Below are 18,602 nucleotides of genomic sequence, written 5' to 3'. Positions count from 1 at the left end.
TCGTGCAGGTCAGTCCGAATAAAAAGCGCCATCACCGTGCAAATTTGCGAGGCCGCTTCAGCGTAAAATCTGCTTTCTGTCACATTTTTTTGCAATTAAGCCAGGTAACGACAACAGAACTCCCGTAAAAAGGTCATCGATTTTTAATGACCTGAGGATATACCGTTGAAACGCCGTCTGTTTATTGCTGTTTCTTTACTCGCTTCGAGTGTCTCTTCTGCCTTCGCGGCCGATCCGCTGGATTTTTCGCCGCAGCCTCCGGCCATTCAGGCGGGCTCCTGGGTGCTAATGGATTACACGACTGGTCAGATCTTAACGGCGGGCAACGAACATCAACAACGTAATCCGGCGAGCCTGACCAAGCTGATGACGGGCTACGTTGTCGATCGGGCCATCGACAGCCACCGCATTACCCCGGATGACATCGTTACCGTTGGCCGCGACGCGTGGGCAAAAGGGAACCCGGTGTTTGAAGGATCGTCGCTGATGTTCCTGAAAGAGGGCGATCGCGTCTCGGTGCGCGACCTGAGCCGTGGTCTGATTGTGGATTCCGGTAACGACGCCTGCGTGGCGCTGGCGGATCATGTGGCGGGTGGTCAGCCGCAGTTTGTGAAGATGATGAACGACTATGTACAAAAGCTGAACCTGCGCGATACCCACTTTGAAACCGTCCACGGTCTGGACGCGCCGGGCCAGCACAGCTCTGCCTATGACCTGGCCGTGCTCTCCCGGGCTATCATTCACGGCGAGCCAGAGTTCTACCACATGTACAGCGAAAAGAGCCTTACCTGGAACGGGATCACCCAACAAAACCGTAACGGCCTGCTGTGGGATAAAACCATGAACGTTGATGGCCTGAAAACGGGGCACACGTCGGGAGCGGGCTTTAACCTGATTGCGTCAGCGGTTGACGGTCAGCGTCGTTTAATCGCGGTGGTGATGGGCGCTGACAGCCCGAAAGGGCGTGAGGAACAGGCCCGCAAGCTGCTGCACTGGGGGCAGCAGAACTTTGATACGGTGCAGATCCTGCATAACGGCAAAAAAGTGGGAACAGAGCGTATCTGGTACGGCGATAAAGAGCAGGTGGAACTGGGCACCGACCAGGATTTCTGGCTGGCCTTGCCTAAAACAGAAGTTCCTAACATCAAAGCCAAGTACGTGCTGGATAAAAAAGAGCTGGAAGCGCCGATTGCGGCTCATCAGCGGGTAGGGGAGATCCAGCTTTACGACCGTGACAAAGTCGTGGCGCACTGGCCTCTGGTGACGCTCGAAGCGGTGAATAAAGGCGGCCTCTTCTCCCGTCTGAGCGATTATCTGCATCACACGCTGTAACGGCCTGCGTTAAAGCACATGAGCAGACTGGCGCGGTTGCGAGTCTGCTCACATAATAAACACTCCTCGTTTGCTGAACAGTTAAAATCTGCTTTATAGTGTATAAATATACAGTAATAAAAGGAGGCAGCATGGACTACAGCATCAAGCAGCAACAGAAACGTAAAATCGCCGGCTTTCATCTGGTCGGGCCGTGGGATAAAACGGTAAAACAGGGCTTCGAACAGTTAGTCATGTGGGTGGATGGACGTCACATTCAGCCGCTGGAGTGGGTTGCGGTTTACTACGATAATCCGGACGAGGTCCCGGCAGAAAAATTGCGCTGTGACACGGCCGTAACGGTCCCGGACGATTTTGTCATTCCTGAAAACAGCGAAGGCGTCATGATGACGGAAATCGCCGCTGGAGAGTATGCGGTGGCGACGGCACGCGTTGAAAACCATGACTTCGCGACCCCATGGAACCAGTTCTTTAATTCCCTCTTGCAGGACAACAGCTACCAGATGGCCCCTAAACCCTGCTTCGAGCGCTACCTTAATGATGGTAACGCGGACGGTTACTGGGACATCGAAATGTATATTGGTGTAGAGCACAAAGCCGGTTAAGCCTGGTTATTACAGGGTTTTTCAGCCGGGTGTGATCCGCCCGGCTGAAAACACAGTACAATTGTGATTTGCCGTGTAGCTGGAGAGCGGGTGTGCGTCCCGACAAATCATTAACCCCTTTTGAAATTCGTCTGTACAAACACTACCGCGTGGTACATGGGTGCCGTATCGCGCTGGCCTTTGTGTTGACGTTTGTGCTGGTTCGTTTGCTGGATGTTCCTGAGGGAACATGGCCGCTTATCACGCTGGTGGTCGTGATGGGGCCTATTTCGTTCTGGGGGAACGTTGTTCCACGCGCCTTCGAGCGCATTGGCGGTACCGTTTTAGGCTCTGCCCTGGGGCTTATCGCGCTGAAGCTTGAGCTTATCTCGTTTCCGGTTATGTTGATCTGGTGCGGTGTCGCGATGTTCCTTTGCGGCTGGCTGGCATTAGGCAAAAGGCCCTATCAGGCGCTGCTGATTGGTATCACGCTGTCGGTGGTGGTCGGTGCACCGGCGGGGGATATGACGACCGCCCTGTGGCGAAGCGGGGACGTTATCCTCGGCTCACTGCTGGCTATGCTTTTTACCGGCATCTGGCCACAGCGTGCTTTTCTGCACTGGCGTATTCAGATGGCTAACTATGTCACCGCGTTCAACCGCGTCTATCAGGCCGGATTTTCCCCTAACCTGGTTGAGCGCCCCCGGCTGGAAAAACACCTGCAAACGATCCTCAACGATGTGGTCAGGATGCGCGGGCTGATTACTCCGGCCAGCAAAGAAACCCATATCCAGAAATCCATTTTCGAAGCCATTCAGACGGTAAGCCGCAATCTGGTATGCATGCTTGAGCTGCAAATCAACGCGCACTGGGCTTCTCGTCCCAGCCACCTTTTAATGCTCAATGCCCATACCTTAAAAGAGACGCAGCAGATGACGCAGCAAACGCTGCTCACCATCGCTCACGCGCTTTATGAAGGTAACCCGCAGCCCATCCTGGCGAACAGTGAACGTCTGAATGAGATCGTTGCGGAGCTGAAGCAGTTAATGAATGAGCGTCAGAGCGATAACGTTGCGGAAACGCCTATTCATGGTTATGTCTGGCTGAGCATGGAGCTGGCGCGGCAGCTGGAGCTACTGTCGCATCTCATTTGCCGGGCGCTGCGCAAATAAAGAGCAGCTATCTCCATATGTGACGCCTGCTGCTTCGATTCAGCATCAATTGGGGTTATGATAGCTTTAAACGATATACTCATTGTCATTCGCAGCCGCTGTCAGTAAGGTTATTGTTACAACGGTTGCTTTAACGAATCCGAATCTCACATTATCAGGGGTGTAAAAATGGAAACTACCAAGCCTTCGTTCCAGGATGTTCTGGAATTCGTCCGCCTGTTCCGCCGCAAAAACAAACTGCAGCGTGAAATCCAGGACGTTGAGAAGAAGATCCGTGACAACCAGAAACGTGTCCTGCTGCTCGATAACCTGAGCGACTACATCAAGCCAGGCATGAGCGTTGAGGCTATTCAGGGCATCATCGCCAGCATGAAGAGCGACTACGAAGACCGCGTTGATGACTACATCATCAAAAACGCTGAGCTGTCTAAAGAACGCCGTGATATCTCCAAGAAACTGAAAGTAATGGGCGAAATCAAAAACGGTGAAGCCAAAAGCGAGTAATCGCCGATGAATACAAAAAAGGCTCTCTGGTGACAGAGAGCCTTTTTTATTACGCAGTACGCGGCTGTAGCTGATAAATCCAGGCGTTGACCTGTTTTCCATCCGGCGTGGTCACATTGACCTCAACCCGATCGTAGCCGTCTTCAAATTCGTCCAGCATTGGCCAGTGTGCACTCAGGCTATCAGAGATAAACAGAAAGCCCTCCACGTGTGGGCCGTCCGGGTGCAGCACTATTCCCGGAAAATCTGCCGCCGCGCCCCAGCCATGTTCGTAAAACGTCCCGGTGACAAAACCGGCCTGCCATTCGCCACCGATGTTTTCAAGAATATGTGCATTCGCGTGACCCGGGCGTAGCGTGCCGTAGACAAACAGAGCGTTCATTTTCCCTCACCAGCAAAGCAAAAAGCCTGCTATAAAAGCAGGCTTTTTAAATTTGGCTCCTCTGACTGGACTCGAACCAGTGACATACGGATTAACAGTCCGCCGTTCTACCGACTGAACTACAGAGGAATCGTTGTGGAGGCTTATCTTAGCGGCGAAAAAAGTTTTGTCAAACCTGATCTTAGCGATTAGCGATCGATTGATGATTCTGTCGACAGTTTGTTGTAAATCCACACATCTTTTTATGGAAAATACTTTGCAGGTTTAGCATTTCTCCCCCATCATTTGAAATGGAGTTTCAACTTTCTCGTTAAGGTCCATTTTGAACGTCACTGCCCCCCTACGCCAGGCGATTATGCGCACGCCATGGTATGCAAAGCGTAAAAGCTATCGTGTTCTGTTCTGGCGTGAAATCACCCCCCTTGCCGTGCCTATTTTCCTGGAAAACACCTGCGTTCTGTTGATGGGGGTGCTGAGTACCTTCCTGGTCAGCTGGCTGGGTAAAGAGGCGATGGCCGGTGTCGGGCTGGCGGACAGCTTTAACATGGTGGTTATTTCTTTTTTTGCCGCCATTGACCTCGGGACGACGGTTGTCGTCGCCTTTAGCCTCGGCAAGCTCGATCCTAAACGTGCGCGCGAGGCTGCCCGACAGTCGCTGATGATCATGACCATTTTCTCGATCGTGCTGGCGGCGGTGATCCACTATTTCGGCAGGGAAATTATCGATTTTGTCGCCGGTGAGGCCACAAATGAAGTTAAAGACCTGGCGCTGACCTACCTGGAAATGACGGTTCTGAGTTATCCGGCTGCAGCCATCGCGCTGATTGGCAGCGGCGCGCTGCGCGGGGCGGGCAACACCAAAATTCCGTTGCTGATAAACGGCGGGATGAACATCCTGAATATTATTATCAGCAGCGTGCTGATCTACGGCGTCTTCTCCTGGGACGGGCTCGGGTTCGTGGGGGCCGGACTGGGGTTAACGATTTCACGTTATATCGGTGCGGCCGCTATTCTCGGGGTGCTGATGGCGGGGATCACGCCGTCACTGCGCCTTACGCTGAAGAGCTATTTCCGCCCCTTTAACTTCGCCATTATCTGGGAAGTGATGGGAATTGGTATTCCCGCCAGTATTGAATCCGTGTTGTTTAACGGGGGCAAGCTGTTGACGCAAATGTTTGTCGCCGGGATGGGGACTGACGTTATCGCCGGTAACTTTATTGCCTTCTCCATCGCCTCCCTGATAAACCTGCCGGGCAACGCCCTCGGTTCGGCGTCGACCATCATCACCGGTAAACGGCTGGGGAAAGGGCAGATAGGGCAGGCGGAACGGCAGTTGCGGCACGTCTTCTGGCTGTCAACCATTGGCCTGACGCTGATCGCCTGGGGAAGCGCCCCCTTTGCCGGGCTTATGGCCTCTTTTTATACCCACGAAGATGATGTCAAAGAGGTCGTTAAGATCCTGATCTGGCTGAACGCGGCCTTTATGCCCATCTGGGCGGCTTCATGGGTTCTGCCTGCCGGGCTGAAAGGGGCACGCGATGCACGCTTCGCGATGTGGGTGTCGATGCTCGGCATGTGGGGTTGCCGTGTGGTGGTGGGTTACACGCTCGGGGTCATGCTTGGCATGGGGGTAGTCGGCGTCTGGCTGGGGATGTTCCTTGACTGGGCGGTGCGTGGGGCGTTGTTCTACTGGCGTATGGTCAGTGGGCGCTGGCTCTGGAAATACCCGCGAATAAAACAGGAACCAACGACCACAGAATCAACAGAATGCCTGACAAATGCGCGAAGTGGAGAATAATTCGGCAAACAGTCAGAAATATGCATTCTGCCTTTGACATCATCGGGGAGCATCGATAATATGCGCCCCGTTCACACGATTCCTCTGTAGTTCAGTCGGTAGAACGGCGGACTGTTAATCCGTATGTCACTGGTTCGAGTCCAGTCAGAGGAGCCAAATTTAAAAAGCCTGCTTTTATAGCAGGCTTTTTGCTTTTCTGCGTTCTGAAAAGGTCCGATGCGACGGGCTTACAGCCGGGTCAGGCGAAACCGCCGCCCGGCATCCACTGATAGTTCTAGTGGTTAACCCCAACCGGCTTCGTCGCCTCAAGCAACCATTGCCGCGCGTCGCTGTCGACCAACGGTAACAGAGCCTCACGCACCTGCTGATGATAATCATCCAGCCACTGTTTTTCCTGTTCGTTCAACAGCTGTAACTCGACCTGGCTCAGGTCGATCGGGATCAGCGTCAGTGAGGAAAACGTGCAGAATCCCGGACGGCTTTCGACAATCTCCACCTGGTTTTCAATGCGGATCCCATGGCTGTCCGCCAGATAATATCCAGGCTCGATAGTCATGATGGTGCCGGCCACCAGGGGCCACGGATTAACCTTTTTGGCGAGACGATGCGGGTTCTCATGGATAAGCAACTGATGTCCTACCCCATGCCCTGTCCCGTGATCGTAATCCAGCCCCATTTCCCACAGCGGGCGACGCGCGAAGGCATCAAGCTGATGGCCCTGGCTGCCGGAGGGGAACTGTAAGGTTATCAACGACAGGAACCCTCTCAGTACGGCGGTGTAGTGCAACTTCTGCTGTGGCGGCACGCTACCCCATGCCAGCGTACGCGTGGCGTCAGTGGTGCCGTTATGGTACTGACCGCCGGAATCATTAAGGTAAAAATGATGATGACCGATGGGCTTATTGCTGGCTTCGCTTGAGTGATAGTGGCACATCGCCGCATTACTGGAGGAGGCGGAGATGGTGGCAAAACTTTGCTCAATAAATCCAGGCTGCTGTTTACGGAACGCGAGCTGCTGCGCCTGCGCTTCCAGCTCCGTCAGCGGTTTTCCCGCCGCCTCACGCAGGGGGACTTCACGGCTTAGCCAGGCCAGGAAATTCACCCAGGCAGCACCGTCCTGGTGATGACACTCGCGATACCCGGCAAGTTCGACCGGGTTTTTAGTGGCTTTCATCAGAGTGATGGGATCGGTTTGCCAGACTATTTCGCCCTCTGGCTCAATGGCAAAGCGCAGGGCGACCGGCGCGGAATCGGCATCAACCATCACCCGCTTGCCTTGTGACAGGCGCTGGCAGCGTTCGATAAAGGCATCCTGTGGCGCAATCCTGAACGCGTTTCTCACGCTCTCGGGTAGCTCGCTGAGCTTATTGTCGTTAACAAACCACTCCACGCTACCGTCACGGTCAAGAAGGGCAAAGGAGAGGGGAACAGGACTGGATGGGATGTCAGCGCCACGCACGTTCAACAGCCAGGCGATGTTATCCGGCAGAGTCACGGCCAGATAATCGGCATCGTGTGCGGCCAGCACGGCGGCAACGCGCTGGCGTTTGGCGAGGCTGCTTTCGCCACTGACCTCCACCGGCATTTCTCGAATACGTCCCGCCGGCGCGGCAGGGCGATCGTGCCATAAGGTATCAAACGGCGGCTGACTGAGCGGAACCAGTTCACAGGGTGTTGCAGACAGCTGCCCGAACTCCGTATTGGTCATCAGCAGTGCTTCAAACCCAATACGCATGCCAGACCCGACGTTGGCTGTGAGCCATTCGGCCAGCGGTTCATTGTGCAAATGGTGGATTTCAATTTCATCCATATTGACCTGAAGGCGAGCCTGAACCTGATAGCGGCCATCGACAAACAGCAACGCTGTGTTTTTCAGAATCAGCGCCAGACCTGCGGAGCCATCAAAGCCCGTCAGCCAGGCCAGCTTTTCATCGTACGGCGCGCAGTACTCACTCTGCCAGGCATCCGCGCGCGGCACGATCATGCCATCAAGATTGTTTTCCTGTAGCCATCGGCGCAGGGCCGATAAGCGTGATGGGGTGTGCATGGTTATTCCTTGTTCTGGTTAGCGGAATGGCGGCTCGTTGAAGGTACGTAATTTACGGGAATGCAGCCTGTCACCTTCCGCACGCAGTAAATCAATGGCGCGAATGCCGATTTGCAGATGTTCGGAGATAGCCCCTTCATAGAAACGGTTGGCCTGACCCGGAAGCTTAATTTCGCCGTGCAGCGGTTTGTCGGAAACGCACAGCAGCGTGCCGTAAGGGACGCGGAAGCGATATCCCTGTGCGGCGATGGTGGCGCTTTCCATATCAATCGCGACGGCACGGCTGAGGTTGAAACGCAGCGCGGAGGCGGAGTAACGCAGCTCCCAGTTGCGGTCATCCGTCGTCACTACCGTACCGGTACGCAGACGCTGTTTAACCTCTTCACCCGGCATACCGCTCACCTCTTTGGTGGCGTCATACAGCGCACGCTGCACTTCGGCGATGCTCGGGATAGGAATATCCGGTGGAAGCACAGCGTCAAGCACATGGTCATCACGCAGATAGGCGTGGGCCAGCACGTAGTCGCCAATCAGCTGGCTTTCACGCAGGCCGCCGCAGTGTCCAATCATCAGCCACACGTCCGGGCGCAATACCGCCAGATGGTCGCAGATGGTTTTGGCATTTGACGGACCAACCCCGATGTTAATTAAGGTGATCCCCTGGCCGTCAGCGGTGATCAGGTGCCAGGCAGGCATCTGGTGCTTTTTCCACGCCAGGTCGGAGATGGCCTGCTCGGGTGCCTCGGTTTCCGCGGTGACCCAGATCCCGCCGGCGCAGGACAGCGCGATGTAAGGGCTATCCGGGTCGAGGATCTGGCTACAGCCCCAACGGACAAACTCGTCGACATAGCGGGTGTAGTTGGTAAACAGTACAAAGGGCTGGAAATGGTCGACGGGCGTCCCGGTGTAGTGACGCAGGCGCGCCAGAGAGAAATCCACGCGGCGGGCATCAAAGTGCGACAGCGGTGAAAATTCTGCCGGGTGGTAGATACCATCCGCCGTCTCATCGCCAATCTGCGACAGCTCGGTGGTCGGGAAATGGCGCGTCAGCCCCGCGCTCATGGAGCGGTCAAGGGTTAATGCCGAACCGTCAATCACATACGGATACGGGATCTCATGCTGTGAGGGTTCAACGGCAATGTGCGCGCCGTAATCCTGATACAACAGCGTGAGTTGCTCTTCAAGATAAGGGCGGAACAGTGCAGGGCGGGTGACGGTGGTGCTGTAGCAGCCGGAGTGGGTAAAGCGTGCGTAGGCGCGCGTTTTCGGCGTGTTAGTCGCGCTGCCGTCCCAGGTGACGGAAAGCGATGGATAAACAAAAAGGCCCTTACTTCTGGCCTTTTCGTCGGGGAGTTTCCCTGTTTCGATATACTCACTGATGGCGCTGCGCAGCGCGTTGACGGACTGTTCATACAGTGCATCGAGTTTTTCCAGTGCCTGAGCCGGGGTCAGGCTGGAGCCCTTATTATTCATCTCTGTCTCCTTGTTCCACAGGTGTGCGACTCTACCCGATAGTATGTCACACGCCTGTGAAACAAAAGTGAGATCAGGTGTGGCTCGTCTCTTTCATCAATAACGCCGTCGCCGCTGACAGCAGGCAACCGGCCAGCAGATAAAGTGCCACACTGTGCCAGTTGCCCCCGGAGAAGGTCACCAGCGCGGCGGCAATAAATGGCGTAAACCCGCCGCCGACCACGCTTGCCACCTGATAGCCTACGCCCGCGCCGCTGTAGCGATAGCTCGCCCCGAACAGTTCGGTAAACATGGGCTGCTGCACGCAGACCACCATATCGTGGGCGATGTTAGCGAGCATGATGGCAAAGAAGACAATCCAGAAGATCGACTGTGCCTCCAGCGCCATGAAGAACGGCCAGGCGCTGAGGGTGCCAATCAGCGCCCCGGTGATATAGACGCGACGGCGACCAAACCTGTCCGCCAGCCAGGCGAAGCTGGGGATAGTCAGGCAGCTGATCCCGCCGACCAGCAGGCCAATGTTCAGGAACAGCTCGCGGGGCAGACCGAGATTTTGCGTTGAATAATTGAGGGCAAATGCGGTCACGATATACATCGTCAGCAGTTCGCACAGGCGCAGGGCGATAATTTTCAGAAAAGCGCCAGGATGCCGGACAAGCGCTTCCATCACCGGCAGCCGTTTTCTGGCAACGGGCGGTTCTTGCCGCTGTTGTTCGAACTCAGCAGATTCTTCCATGCCGTTGCGGATCCACAGGGCAGCGACAACCAGCACGATGCTGAAGATAAACGGAATGCGCCAGCCCCAGCTCAGGAATTGTTCATCGGTGGTGAAGTGGCTCATCAGCGACACCAGCCCGGTGGAGAGCAGCAGACCTACGCCATAGCCCACCTGCACGCCGCTGCTGTAAAACGCTTTCTTGTTCTTTGGGGCACTCTCAACGGATAACAGCGCCGCGCCACCCCATTCTCCGCCTACCGCGAAGCCCTGAATGGCGCGCAGCGTAACCAGCAGCACCGGCGCCCACCAGCCAATGGTGGAAAATGAAGGGAGAATGCCAATCAGCGCGGTGGCGATGCCCATCATCCAGACGGTGAGCATCAGCATGCGTTTGCGACCGAGACGGTCACCGAAGTGGCCGAAGATCACTCCGCCCAGTGGACGAAACAGGAAGCCGACGCCAAAGGTAGCAAACGCGGCGAGCGTACCCATTGCCGGGCTAATCTGGGGGAAGAATTCGCGGTTAAACACCAGCGCGGCAGTAATGCCGTAAAGCAGAAAATCATACCAGTCGACGACGGCACCCGCGAAGCTGCCGAGGGCTGCGCGGCGGGCACGATTGAGCGAAGGTGTCTCCTCGTTGGGATGTGTGGAGGTGAGAGTGGAGTCCATAGTTGTCCTGTCTGCACGTATTTCTAATTATTGGTATAAGAAAAGGTCACTCACATAGCCACCGTCATATAAACGGAACGTATGAGACTACCGCGCCAGGGCGCGTGTGCAAACTGATTTTATTTCCTGATGGGTAATGCAAAGCGGCTACGCTATGCTTAGCAAATCAAGGTGCGACTGAGGAAGGGAATATGTGTCGTATAAATGTGTTGAGTTGTCTTGCTGCATTACTTATCAGCCAGAGCGTTCAGGCGGTAAGTTATCCTTTACCGCCGACAGGCAGTCGGCTGGTGGGCACTTCGCAAACCATTACCGTGCCGGATCACAATACGCTACCGCTCGAAGCGTTTGCCGCGCAATACGGGCAGGGTCTGAGCAATATGCTGGAAGCGAACCCGGGCGTGGATCCTTTTTTGCCTAAATCCGGTACGCAACTGGTGATACCCCAGCAGCTGATTTTGCCTGACACCGTCCGCGAGGGAATTATCGTTAATGCGGCAGAAATGCGCCTCTACTATTACCCACCGGGAAGCAACACTGTTGAAGTGTTACCCATCGGCATTGGTCAGGCCGGGCGCGAAACCCCGCGAAACTGGGTCACAGCGGTAGAACGTAAGCAGGAAGGCCCCACCTGGTCTCCTACGCCGAATACGCGCCGTGCCTATGCGGCAGAGGGGAAAACGCTGCCTGCATTCGTGCCCGCCGGGCCCGATAACCCAATGGGACTGTATGCGATTTATATTGGCAGGCTGTATGCCATTCACGGGACAAACTCCAATTTTGGCATCGGACTGCGGGTGAGCCAGGGGTGTATTCGTCTGCGCAATAACGACATTAAATATCTTTTCGATAACGTCCCGGTAGGCACCCGTGTGCAGCTTATCGATCAGCCCGTTAAAGTGACGACAGAGCCGGACGGCAGCCGCTGGGTTGAGGTGCATGAACCGCTATCACGGAACCGGGCGGAATTTGAATCGACCCGGAAAGTGCCTTTGCCGATATTTGCCTCGCTGCGAACCGAGCTTGTCAACGAGGGGGCGGGCGCGGAACTGGAACGTCGGTCAGGGATGCCGGTTAAGCTCGGCAACTGAGGGCAATTTTACCTGCCGCAGAAAAGCAAAAAGCCTGCTATAAAAGCAGGCTTTTCAAATTTGGCTCCTCTGACTGGACTCGAACCAGTGACATACGGATTAACAGTCCGCCGTTCTACCGACTGAACTACAGAGGAATCGTGTGAACGGGGCGCATATTATCGACGTCAGCCGGCCTTGTCAAAGGGTGGATCAACGCCTTTTGATCGTTTGCTGACAAAATCAGCAAAATGGCGTTTTTGACGCCGGAATGCACCGTAATGGTGCGCACATACCCCTAATGGGGCAGATCATAAACTGCTGTTTCAGTAATAAAACCGCTGCTTATGATTAGCTTTCCTTATTTTCAGCCGCTTAGCGACAAATCAGACCTCTTCGTAAAACTGGCATTCATATTGCAAAACCCTATCAACAATGAAAAGCCAGTACCGGCACAGCATTTCGAACAGGGGGCAAAATGAACTTAAGACGACTGAAATACTTCGTAAAAATCGTCGATATCGGCAGCCTGACTCAAGCGGCGGAAGTGCTGCATATCGCGCAGCCTGCGCTGAGCCAGCAGGTGGCTACTCTGGAAGGCGAGATGGATCAGCAGCTGTTGATCCGCACCAAACGTGGCGTGACGCCAACGGAAGCAGGCAAAATCCTTTATACCCATGCGCGCACCATCCTTCGCCAGTGCGAACAGGCGCAGCTGGCGGTGAATAACGTGGGCCAGACGCTGAGCGGCCACGTATCCATTGGGCTTGCTCCGGGAACGGCCGCGTCCTCTATTACCATGCCGCTGCTGCAGGCCGTCCGCGCAGAGCTGCCAGAAGTACTGGTTTACCTGCATGAGAACAGCGGTTCTGTGCTAAATGACAAACTTCTTAGCGGCCAGCTGGATATGGCGGTGCTGTACGACCGCTCACCGGTGGCCGGGATCACCAGCCAGCCGCTGCTGAAAGAAGATCTCTACCTTGTGGGCACCCGCGACTGTCCGGGGCAGAGCGTCGATCTGACGGCCGTTGCAGAAATGAATCTTTTCCTGCCGCGTGACTACAGCGCGGTGCGCGTGCGTGTGGATGAAGCGTTCTCCCTGCGCCGCCTGACGGCAAAAATTATCGGTGAAATTGATTCCATCTCCACGCTAACCGCCGCTATAGCCAGCGGTATGGGTGTGACCGTTCTGCCAGAATCCGCAGCACGTTCGCTGTGCAGCGCGGCAAACGGCTGGATGGCGCGCATCACGACGCCTTCGATGAGCTTACCGCTGTCGCTGAATATGTCCGCGCGCGGATCGCTGTCACCTCAGGCGCAGGCGGTAAAAGAGATTCTGATGTCGCTGGTCAGCAAACCGTCTCTGGAGAACCGTGAGCTGCAGCTGGTGAGTTGATATTCCATAAAAGCATAAGATGCTGGTTTTTATTATTTGTTCTACAGGTCGGCTGACTCTAACAATAGCGTTATGTCAGATGCGCCGGAGTGAATCGTGAATTTCCAGCAACTTAAAATTATCCGTGAGGCGGCCAGGCGGGACTACAACCTGACCGAGGTCGCCAATATGCTTTATACCTCTCAGTCCGGCGTCAGTCGCCATATCCGCGAGCTGGAAGAAGAACTGGGGATAGAGATTTTTATCCGTCGCGGCAAGCGTCTGCTTGGCATGACGGAGCCGGGAAAAGCCTTGCTGACCATCGCTGAGCGGATCCTCAACGAGGCCAGCAATGTGCGTCGCCTGGCGGATCTCTTTACCAATGACGCCTCGGGCGTCCTCACTATCGCCACCACCCACACCCAGGCGCGTTACAGCCTGCCGCCGGTGATTAAAGCCTTCCGTGAACTTTTCCCTGACGTCCGTCTGGAGCTTATCCAGGGCACACCGCAGGAAATTGAAGTGCTGTTGCAAAACGGTGGGGCAGATATCGGCATTGCCAGTGAACGCCTGAGCAACGATCCGCTGCTGGTGGCTTTCCCGTGGTTTCGCTGGTACCACAGTCTGTTACTTCCCGTCGACCATCCGCTGAATCAGGTTACGCCACTGACGCTGGAAGATATCGCGAAATGGCCACTGATTACCTACCGGCAGGGTATTACCGGACGCTCGCGCATTGATGAAGCCTTTAACCGCAAAGGCTTAACGCCGGATGTGGTGCTGAGTGCACAGGACTCTGATGTGATCAAAACCTACGTCGAGCTGGGGCTGGGCATTGGTCTGGTGGCGGAACAGTCCGGTGGTGAACGCGAGACGGAGAACCTGGTACGACTGGATACGCGTCATCTCTTTGATGCCAATACCGTATGGCTCGGCCTGAAGCGTGGACAACTGCAGCGCAACTATGTGTGGCGCTTTATCGAACTCTGCAACGCCGGGCTGTCGGTGGATGAGATTAAACGTCAGGTGATGGAGCCAGAAGAAGTGGCGATTGATTATCAGATTTAAGCCCCTTATAGCACCCGTCCCCGTCGACAAGAAGCACAAGCCTGCAATTAAAGCAGGCTTTTTTATTGAAACCGTTTAATTTCCTGACCGCTGGTTCTCAAGAATACCCTGATGAATAACGATACCTTGTGACGTCATAATATTGCTTTATATTGAAATGTTTCTCATGTTTCCATTGGGTTACATATAAGAATAAAGAAATATGAATCTTTTAGATGAGGATAATACTCCCGTGCGGCAAAAAAAAGGGGCTGAAAAGCCCTATAACACGCCGAGCGAAGCGTTAACTAAAAGGGTATTTTTTAAATGCCGCCTGGTTTTCGAAAACGTCGGCTACCGCCTGAATTCTTTTAAAATCCCCGGCGTTAACGACGTGAGGGATCATTGACTGAATAAATGTCCAGATAACCGTACTGGTAACAGCAACCTGATCGGCCACCGCGTTTTCCGGGCGTGCTTCCAGCAGCGCGTTCCATTCCCGACAGGCAGCCAGCAGCTGGACGGTAATACGTTCTATCCACGGATTATGTTGTTTCTCCGCCGGGCGCAGATTGTGTTCGTACACATTTTGCACAGCTTTCTCCGCGGCGGCGAGGATAAAGCCCAGCGTCTGGAGATCGTTCGCCAGTGCATCCGGCGTCACGGGCAGGAGTCTCCGTTCAGGCGCGGCCTGAGCCTCAAAATAATTCAGTATGAGAGACGAGTCCATAAGACGTGTTCCATTCTCCAGAACCAGCGTTGGCGCTTTTACCGCAGGGTTAATCCGGGAAAATTCCTCAAATGTGCTGAATACGGACAACGGCTGGCTTTCAAACGCAACGCCATAAAGTTCCAGGGAGACCGCCACGCGGCGTACATAAGGAGAATCCATCATGCCAATCAGCTTTATCATGATTCCAGTTTTCCTGTCTGTGTGAAATAACGCTTCATTGAAGATGATAAACAAACATTACAATAAATTCGTTATGGCGAATATCATCAGTATTTTACGGCCTGAGTGAGTATTACTGACAGATTGGCCGGTTGACCTGCTCCCCGTTGATTAATACACCGCGATGTTAGTAATGTCTTCATAAGCCACATGAGGACATGCCCATGAAGAAGCGTTTTTCCGACGAACAGATCATCAGTATCCTCCGCGAGGCTGAAGCCGGGGTTTCTGCCCGTGAGCTCTGCCGTAAGCACGCCATTTCAGATGCCACCTTTTACACCTGGCGTAAGAAGTATGGCGGTATGGAGGTGCCCGAGGTTAAGCGCCTGAAGTCGCTTGAGGAAGAGAACGCCAGGCTCAAGAAGCTGCTTGCCGAAGCCATGCTGGATAAGGAGGCGCTTCAGGTGGCTCTGGGGTGAAAGTACTGACGACAGGGCAGAAGCGTGAAGCCGTGGTGTTGATGTGTGATGCGACCGGTTTGTCGCAACGTCGTGCCTGCAGGCTTACAGGTTTGTCCCTGTCGACCTGCCGTTATGATGCTCAGCGTCCGGCTGCTGATGCACATTTATCAGGGCGTATTACTGAGCTGGCGCTTGAACGCAGGCGTTTTGGCTACCGCCGCATCTGGCAGCTGCTGCGTCGGGAGGGCCTTCACGTCAATCACAAGCGGGTATACCGTATTTACCACCTTAATGGACTGAGCGTAAAACGCAGACGACGCCGTAAAGGGCTGGCAACCGAACGGTTTCCGCTTCTGCGCCCGGATGCGCCGAACCTTACATGGTCGATGGATTTCGTTATAGACGCACTGGCCAACGGTCGGAGGATCAAGTGCCCGACCTGTGTGGATGATTTCACGAAGGAGTGTCTGACGATCACCGCTGCTTTCGGTATTTCAGGCGTTCAGGTCACGCGTATTCTGGACAGCATCGCGCTGTTTAGGGGCTATCCGGCGACAATAAGAACCGATCAGGGCCCGGAATTTACCTGCCGCGCGCTCGATCAATGGGCCTTTGAGCATGGTGTGGAACTACGGCTTATCCAGCCAGGTAAGCCAACGCAGAACGGATTTATTGAGAGTTTTAACGGACGCTTTCGCGATGAGTGTCTGAATGAACACTGGTTCAGCGATATTCTTCATGCCCGGAAAACGATTAATGACTGGCGGCAGGATTATAACGAGTGTCGGCCACATTTGGCACTGAATTATCAGACGCCATCAGAGTTTGCAGCACGGTGGCGAAATGGAAAATGTGAAGGTAAACAAACCGACATTACTAACTGACGGTTGTAGCTAATACTGGGGGCAGGTCACCTGCACCGTAAAACGCCCGACCTGCGGATCGTAATAACGGAACAGGTCATAGTGTAATCCCGTTTCACTGTCGGCATAGCGCAATGGCTGATGAGCGAGGGCTGTTTGAAAATCATCCTCAACAAAAGAATTAAGTTAGAATAATGGCTTTCACGAATGTCATGAAATGATTACAAGTTATTGCCCTCGCGAGACTAACGTCTGTTCATATCCTCAGTTAATTTCTGGTGAAGATGGTGCTGAAAATAGTTTAATACAGCCTGCAACCCTTAAAAATAGTGTGCAGGCTGTCTGGATAAATGTCAGAAATCTAAAAAATCATCATTTTCAAGGTAATAGTTTAAAGCATCAATAAAATCTTGATTACTGGCAGAAGGTTTTTGTTCGATTACTGATAAGATTACATCAGCAAACTGCTCACCAGAATAAATATATGATAAACCTCTGCTAGCCGCATCTTGCGGATAGACTTCTTTATCGTTTTCATCTACCTGTGGATAACCGGAGACAAAATATTCTTTTTCTCCGAATAACTCTCCGTCTGAGCCATAAATGCAAAAATTATCATCTTCGCAACGCGATTTAACCATGATGTCAATTATATCTTTCAATTTCATATGGTTACCTTTAATCGACATACTATCCCCTTTTTATTTAGGTTTAGCTACAAATTTTTCTACCAGTAGGACCATCAAGCTTACCTTGTCGTCCAGGTTTTCCACCACCCCATATATCACGTCCACCTTTACCAGTTGGATGATATAAAGAATGATTAGATCTGTGGTCTGCTCTGTCGACCAGAGTCAGTCTGTTTATATCTTCATGGTGATGCCAGGTTAATCCCGAAGGACTTCTGCTCATATCCCCATCTTTGAGCCAGTCATTTAGTTTTGGATATCTGTTGAGCATATCTTGGCGAAATTCCGGATTCGTCTCCATTTTCTGAACAAAATCCACATTAGCTCTGTTGAACTGGACTGCATCACTGGAATATCGATATTGAGGGTCAAGTGAATAATCATGAAAAATATGATATTCACCATTATTTGGCCTGTTAGCTAACCCCCACGGATCAATCCAACCCAGCGGATTCGGTGCATACTGATAAAGATTCCAGCCTCCCAGTAATCCAATCGGGTCCTGCACCGTAAACCGCCCAACCTTCGGATCGTAATAACGGAACATATTATAGTGTAATCCCGTTTCACTGTCTGCGTACTGCCCGGCATAGCGCAGTGGCTGATGAGCGAGGGCAGTTTGCTGCGTGAATCTGTGGAAGCCTTCCGTCTGTCGTGCAACCTCACCAAAACTCCCGTAATGACCGCTCCACCGGAGTTGTCCCTGTTCATCAGTGATATCGAGCGGTGCACCGTTCAGATCGGTTGTGAACCAGAGAACCTCTCCGCTGGTTTCGTCACGCAAATGGTCAATACGCGCCAGCGGGCTGTATGTTTCGTTCGGGTCGTAAACATATGTCTGACATTGTCCGTTCTGCTGCTGTTCCTGCAACAGCCGGTATCCCTGCCACAGAAAGCGGGTCTTTGTGGTGCCGTGTGGCATGGTGACCGTTTTGCGTGTGCGGCGGCCCAGGGCGTCATAATGGTAGCGGGCGGTAAAATTGCCTTCTGGTCCATTGCCCCCGGCCCGTATCAGGCGGTTTTCCGCGTCGTATACATAATGCTGTTCATACAGACCACTTCGGCGAAAGACCAGGTTACCCCACCAGTCGTATTTCATAAACAGGTTCTGCCAGTGCGTGAGGCGGTTATCCCTCAGCGACAGGGCAGGAAGGTCATCATCCGGCAGCAGGTTATCCGCAGCGTCGTACCGGAACCTCCTGTTACTGAGGTCCGGACGGGCTTCGTAGTGCCTGAGAAAACGGCCTTCCTCATCATAGCCGTAAATTGTGTTGCCACGCAGGGTGTCACTGACGTCTGACAATTCTCCACGCCCGGTGTAGTTGAAGGCGCGTTCGAAGATTGTCTGTTCCGGCAGGTCGGGTGAGAAACTGCGCTGCCCGGTACGTCTGCCGAGACTGTCATACCGGCGGGTCTGTTCACGGGTTCCCTGAGTGCGGGCCACCTCCCTGTGAAGGCGGTCGCGTCTAAATTCAGAGATGATTTGCTGACCGAACCGGATGGCACTGACGTGTCCGGAACCA

Annotated in this window: 16 protein-coding genes and 3 tRNA genes; 10 read left to right on the top strand and 9 right to left on the bottom strand. The window is 53.8% G+C overall.

Annotated elements, in window-relative coordinates:
- Positions 1-165 precede the first annotated feature (165 nt).
- The 4 genes from dacD to JTA15_RS09860 all read left to right on the top strand — a co-directional run bounded on the left by dacD (position 166) and on the right by JTA15_RS09860 (position 3,592).
- Entirely contained in the window at positions 166-1,332 is a 1,167-nt protein-coding gene (gene dacD, locus JTA15_RS09875) for a serine-type D-Ala-D-Ala carboxypeptidase DacD (protein WP_014170783.1), read from the top strand.
- A 131-nt stretch (positions 1,333-1,463) separates the two neighbouring features.
- Positions 1,464-1,937, top strand: a complete 474-nt coding sequence (sbmC, locus tag JTA15_RS09870; RefSeq protein ID WP_032678501.1) for a DNA gyrase inhibitor SbmC — start codon at positions 1,464-1,466, stop codon at positions 1,935-1,937.
- Between the two features lie 92 nt (positions 1,938-2,029).
- Positions 2,030-3,088 carry an FUSC family protein gene (locus tag JTA15_RS09865; RefSeq protein WP_032678500.1) on the top strand — a complete coding sequence of 353 codons (1,059 nt, stop codon included), beginning with the start codon at positions 2,030-2,032 and terminating at the stop codon, positions 3,086-3,088.
- Between the two features lie 168 nt (positions 3,089-3,256).
- Complete coding sequence (locus tag JTA15_RS09860) at positions 3,257-3,592, top strand: DUF496 family protein (protein WP_008499467.1); 336 nt, start codon at positions 3,257-3,259, stop codon at positions 3,590-3,592.
- A 49-nt stretch (positions 3,593-3,641) separates the two neighbouring features.
- On the opposite strand, the gene JTA15_RS09855 is transcribed toward JTA15_RS09860, so the two are convergent.
- Entirely contained in the window at positions 3,642-3,974 is a 333-nt protein-coding gene (locus tag JTA15_RS09855; RefSeq protein WP_086532325.1) for a gamma-glutamylcyclotransferase family protein, read from the bottom strand.
- Positions 3,975-4,027: 53 nt separating this feature from the next.
- Positions 4,028-4,103 (bottom strand) — tRNA-Asn (locus JTA15_RS09850).
- Positions 4,104-4,296: 193 nt separating this feature from the next.
- On the opposite strand from JTA15_RS09850, the gene emmdR reads away from it, so the two are divergent.
- Positions 4,297-5,772, top strand: a complete 1,476-nt coding sequence (gene emmdR, locus JTA15_RS09845; RefSeq protein ID WP_071605454.1) for a multidrug efflux MATE transporter EmmdR — start codon at positions 4,297-4,299, stop codon at positions 5,770-5,772.
- An 80-nt stretch (positions 5,773-5,852) separates the two neighbouring features.
- Positions 5,853-5,928, top strand: a tRNA-Asn gene (locus tag JTA15_RS09840).
- A 118-nt stretch (positions 5,929-6,046) separates the two neighbouring features.
- Here the strand turns inward: JTA15_RS09840 and JTA15_RS09835 are convergent.
- From JTA15_RS09835 to shiA, 3 genes are all read right to left on the bottom strand, one after another.
- Complete coding sequence (locus tag JTA15_RS09835) at positions 6,047-7,819, bottom strand: aminopeptidase P family protein (RefSeq protein ID WP_219373178.1); 1,773 nt, start codon at positions 7,817-7,819, stop codon at positions 6,047-6,049.
- A gap of 18 nt (positions 7,820-7,837) precedes the next feature.
- Complete coding sequence (locus tag JTA15_RS09830; RefSeq protein WP_219373177.1) at positions 7,838-9,292, bottom strand: AMP nucleosidase; 1,455 nt, start codon at positions 9,290-9,292, stop codon at positions 7,838-7,840.
- 73 nt (positions 9,293-9,365) lie between these two features.
- Entirely contained in the window at positions 9,366-10,682 is a 1,317-nt protein-coding gene (shiA, locus tag JTA15_RS09825) for a shikimate transporter (RefSeq protein WP_185791105.1), read from the bottom strand.
- A gap of 191 nt (positions 10,683-10,873) precedes the next feature.
- Between shiA and ldtA the strand changes: the two genes are divergently transcribed.
- Entirely contained in the window at positions 10,874-11,773 is a 900-nt protein-coding gene (gene ldtA, locus JTA15_RS09820; protein WP_219373176.1) for a L,D-transpeptidase, read from the top strand.
- Between the two features lie 61 nt (positions 11,774-11,834).
- On the opposite strand, the gene JTA15_RS09815 is transcribed toward ldtA, so the two are convergent.
- Positions 11,835-11,910, bottom strand: a tRNA-Asn gene (locus tag JTA15_RS09815).
- Positions 11,911-12,230: 320 nt separating this feature from the next.
- Here JTA15_RS09815 and nac point away from each other — a divergent pair.
- Together nac and cbl are read left to right on the top strand one after the other, a co-directional pair.
- Complete coding sequence (gene nac, locus JTA15_RS09810) at positions 12,231-13,148, top strand: nitrogen assimilation transcriptional regulator NAC (protein WP_014170773.1); 918 nt, start codon at positions 12,231-12,233, stop codon at positions 13,146-13,148.
- 96 nt (positions 13,149-13,244) lie between these two features.
- Entirely contained in the window at positions 13,245-14,195 is a 951-nt protein-coding gene (cbl, locus tag JTA15_RS09805; protein WP_014170772.1) for an HTH-type transcriptional regulator Cbl, read from the top strand.
- A gap of 283 nt (positions 14,196-14,478) precedes the next feature.
- Here the strand turns inward: cbl and JTA15_RS09800 are convergent, their stop codons facing one another.
- A complete protein-coding gene (locus tag JTA15_RS09800; protein WP_106504309.1) occupies positions 14,479-15,087 on the bottom strand; it encodes a glutathione S-transferase family protein in 609 nt (202 codons plus the stop codon).
- 203 nt (positions 15,088-15,290) lie between these two features.
- Here JTA15_RS09800 and JTA15_RS09795 point away from each other — a divergent pair.
- A protein-coding gene (locus JTA15_RS09795; RefSeq protein ID WP_219373175.1) for an IS3 family transposase occupies positions 15,291-16,411 on the top strand; the annotation gives its coding sequence in 2 pieces (ribosomal slippage) (positions 15,291-15,543 and positions 15,543-16,411; 1,122 coding nt in all).
- A 332-nt stretch (positions 16,412-16,743) separates the two neighbouring features.
- Here JTA15_RS09795 and JTA15_RS09790 read toward each other — a convergent pair.
- Complete coding sequence (locus JTA15_RS09790; RefSeq protein ID WP_020883305.1) at positions 16,744-17,079, bottom strand: hypothetical protein; 336 nt, start codon at positions 17,077-17,079, stop codon at positions 16,744-16,746.
- Positions 17,080-17,101: 22 nt separating this feature from the next.
- On the bottom strand, positions 17,102-18,602 hold a 1,501-nt coding region (locus JTA15_RS09785), incomplete at its 5' end, for an RHS repeat-associated core domain-containing protein (RefSeq protein ID WP_255580213.1).

The sequence above is a fragment of the Enterobacter sp. BIDMC 29 genome, assembly GCF_019378755.1.
Taxonomy (GTDB): Bacteria; Pseudomonadota; Gammaproteobacteria; order Enterobacterales; family Enterobacteriaceae; genus Enterobacter; species Enterobacter ludwigii.
Note: the sequence above shows the minus strand (reverse complement) of the source record. Positions and strands in the feature narration are given on the sequence as shown.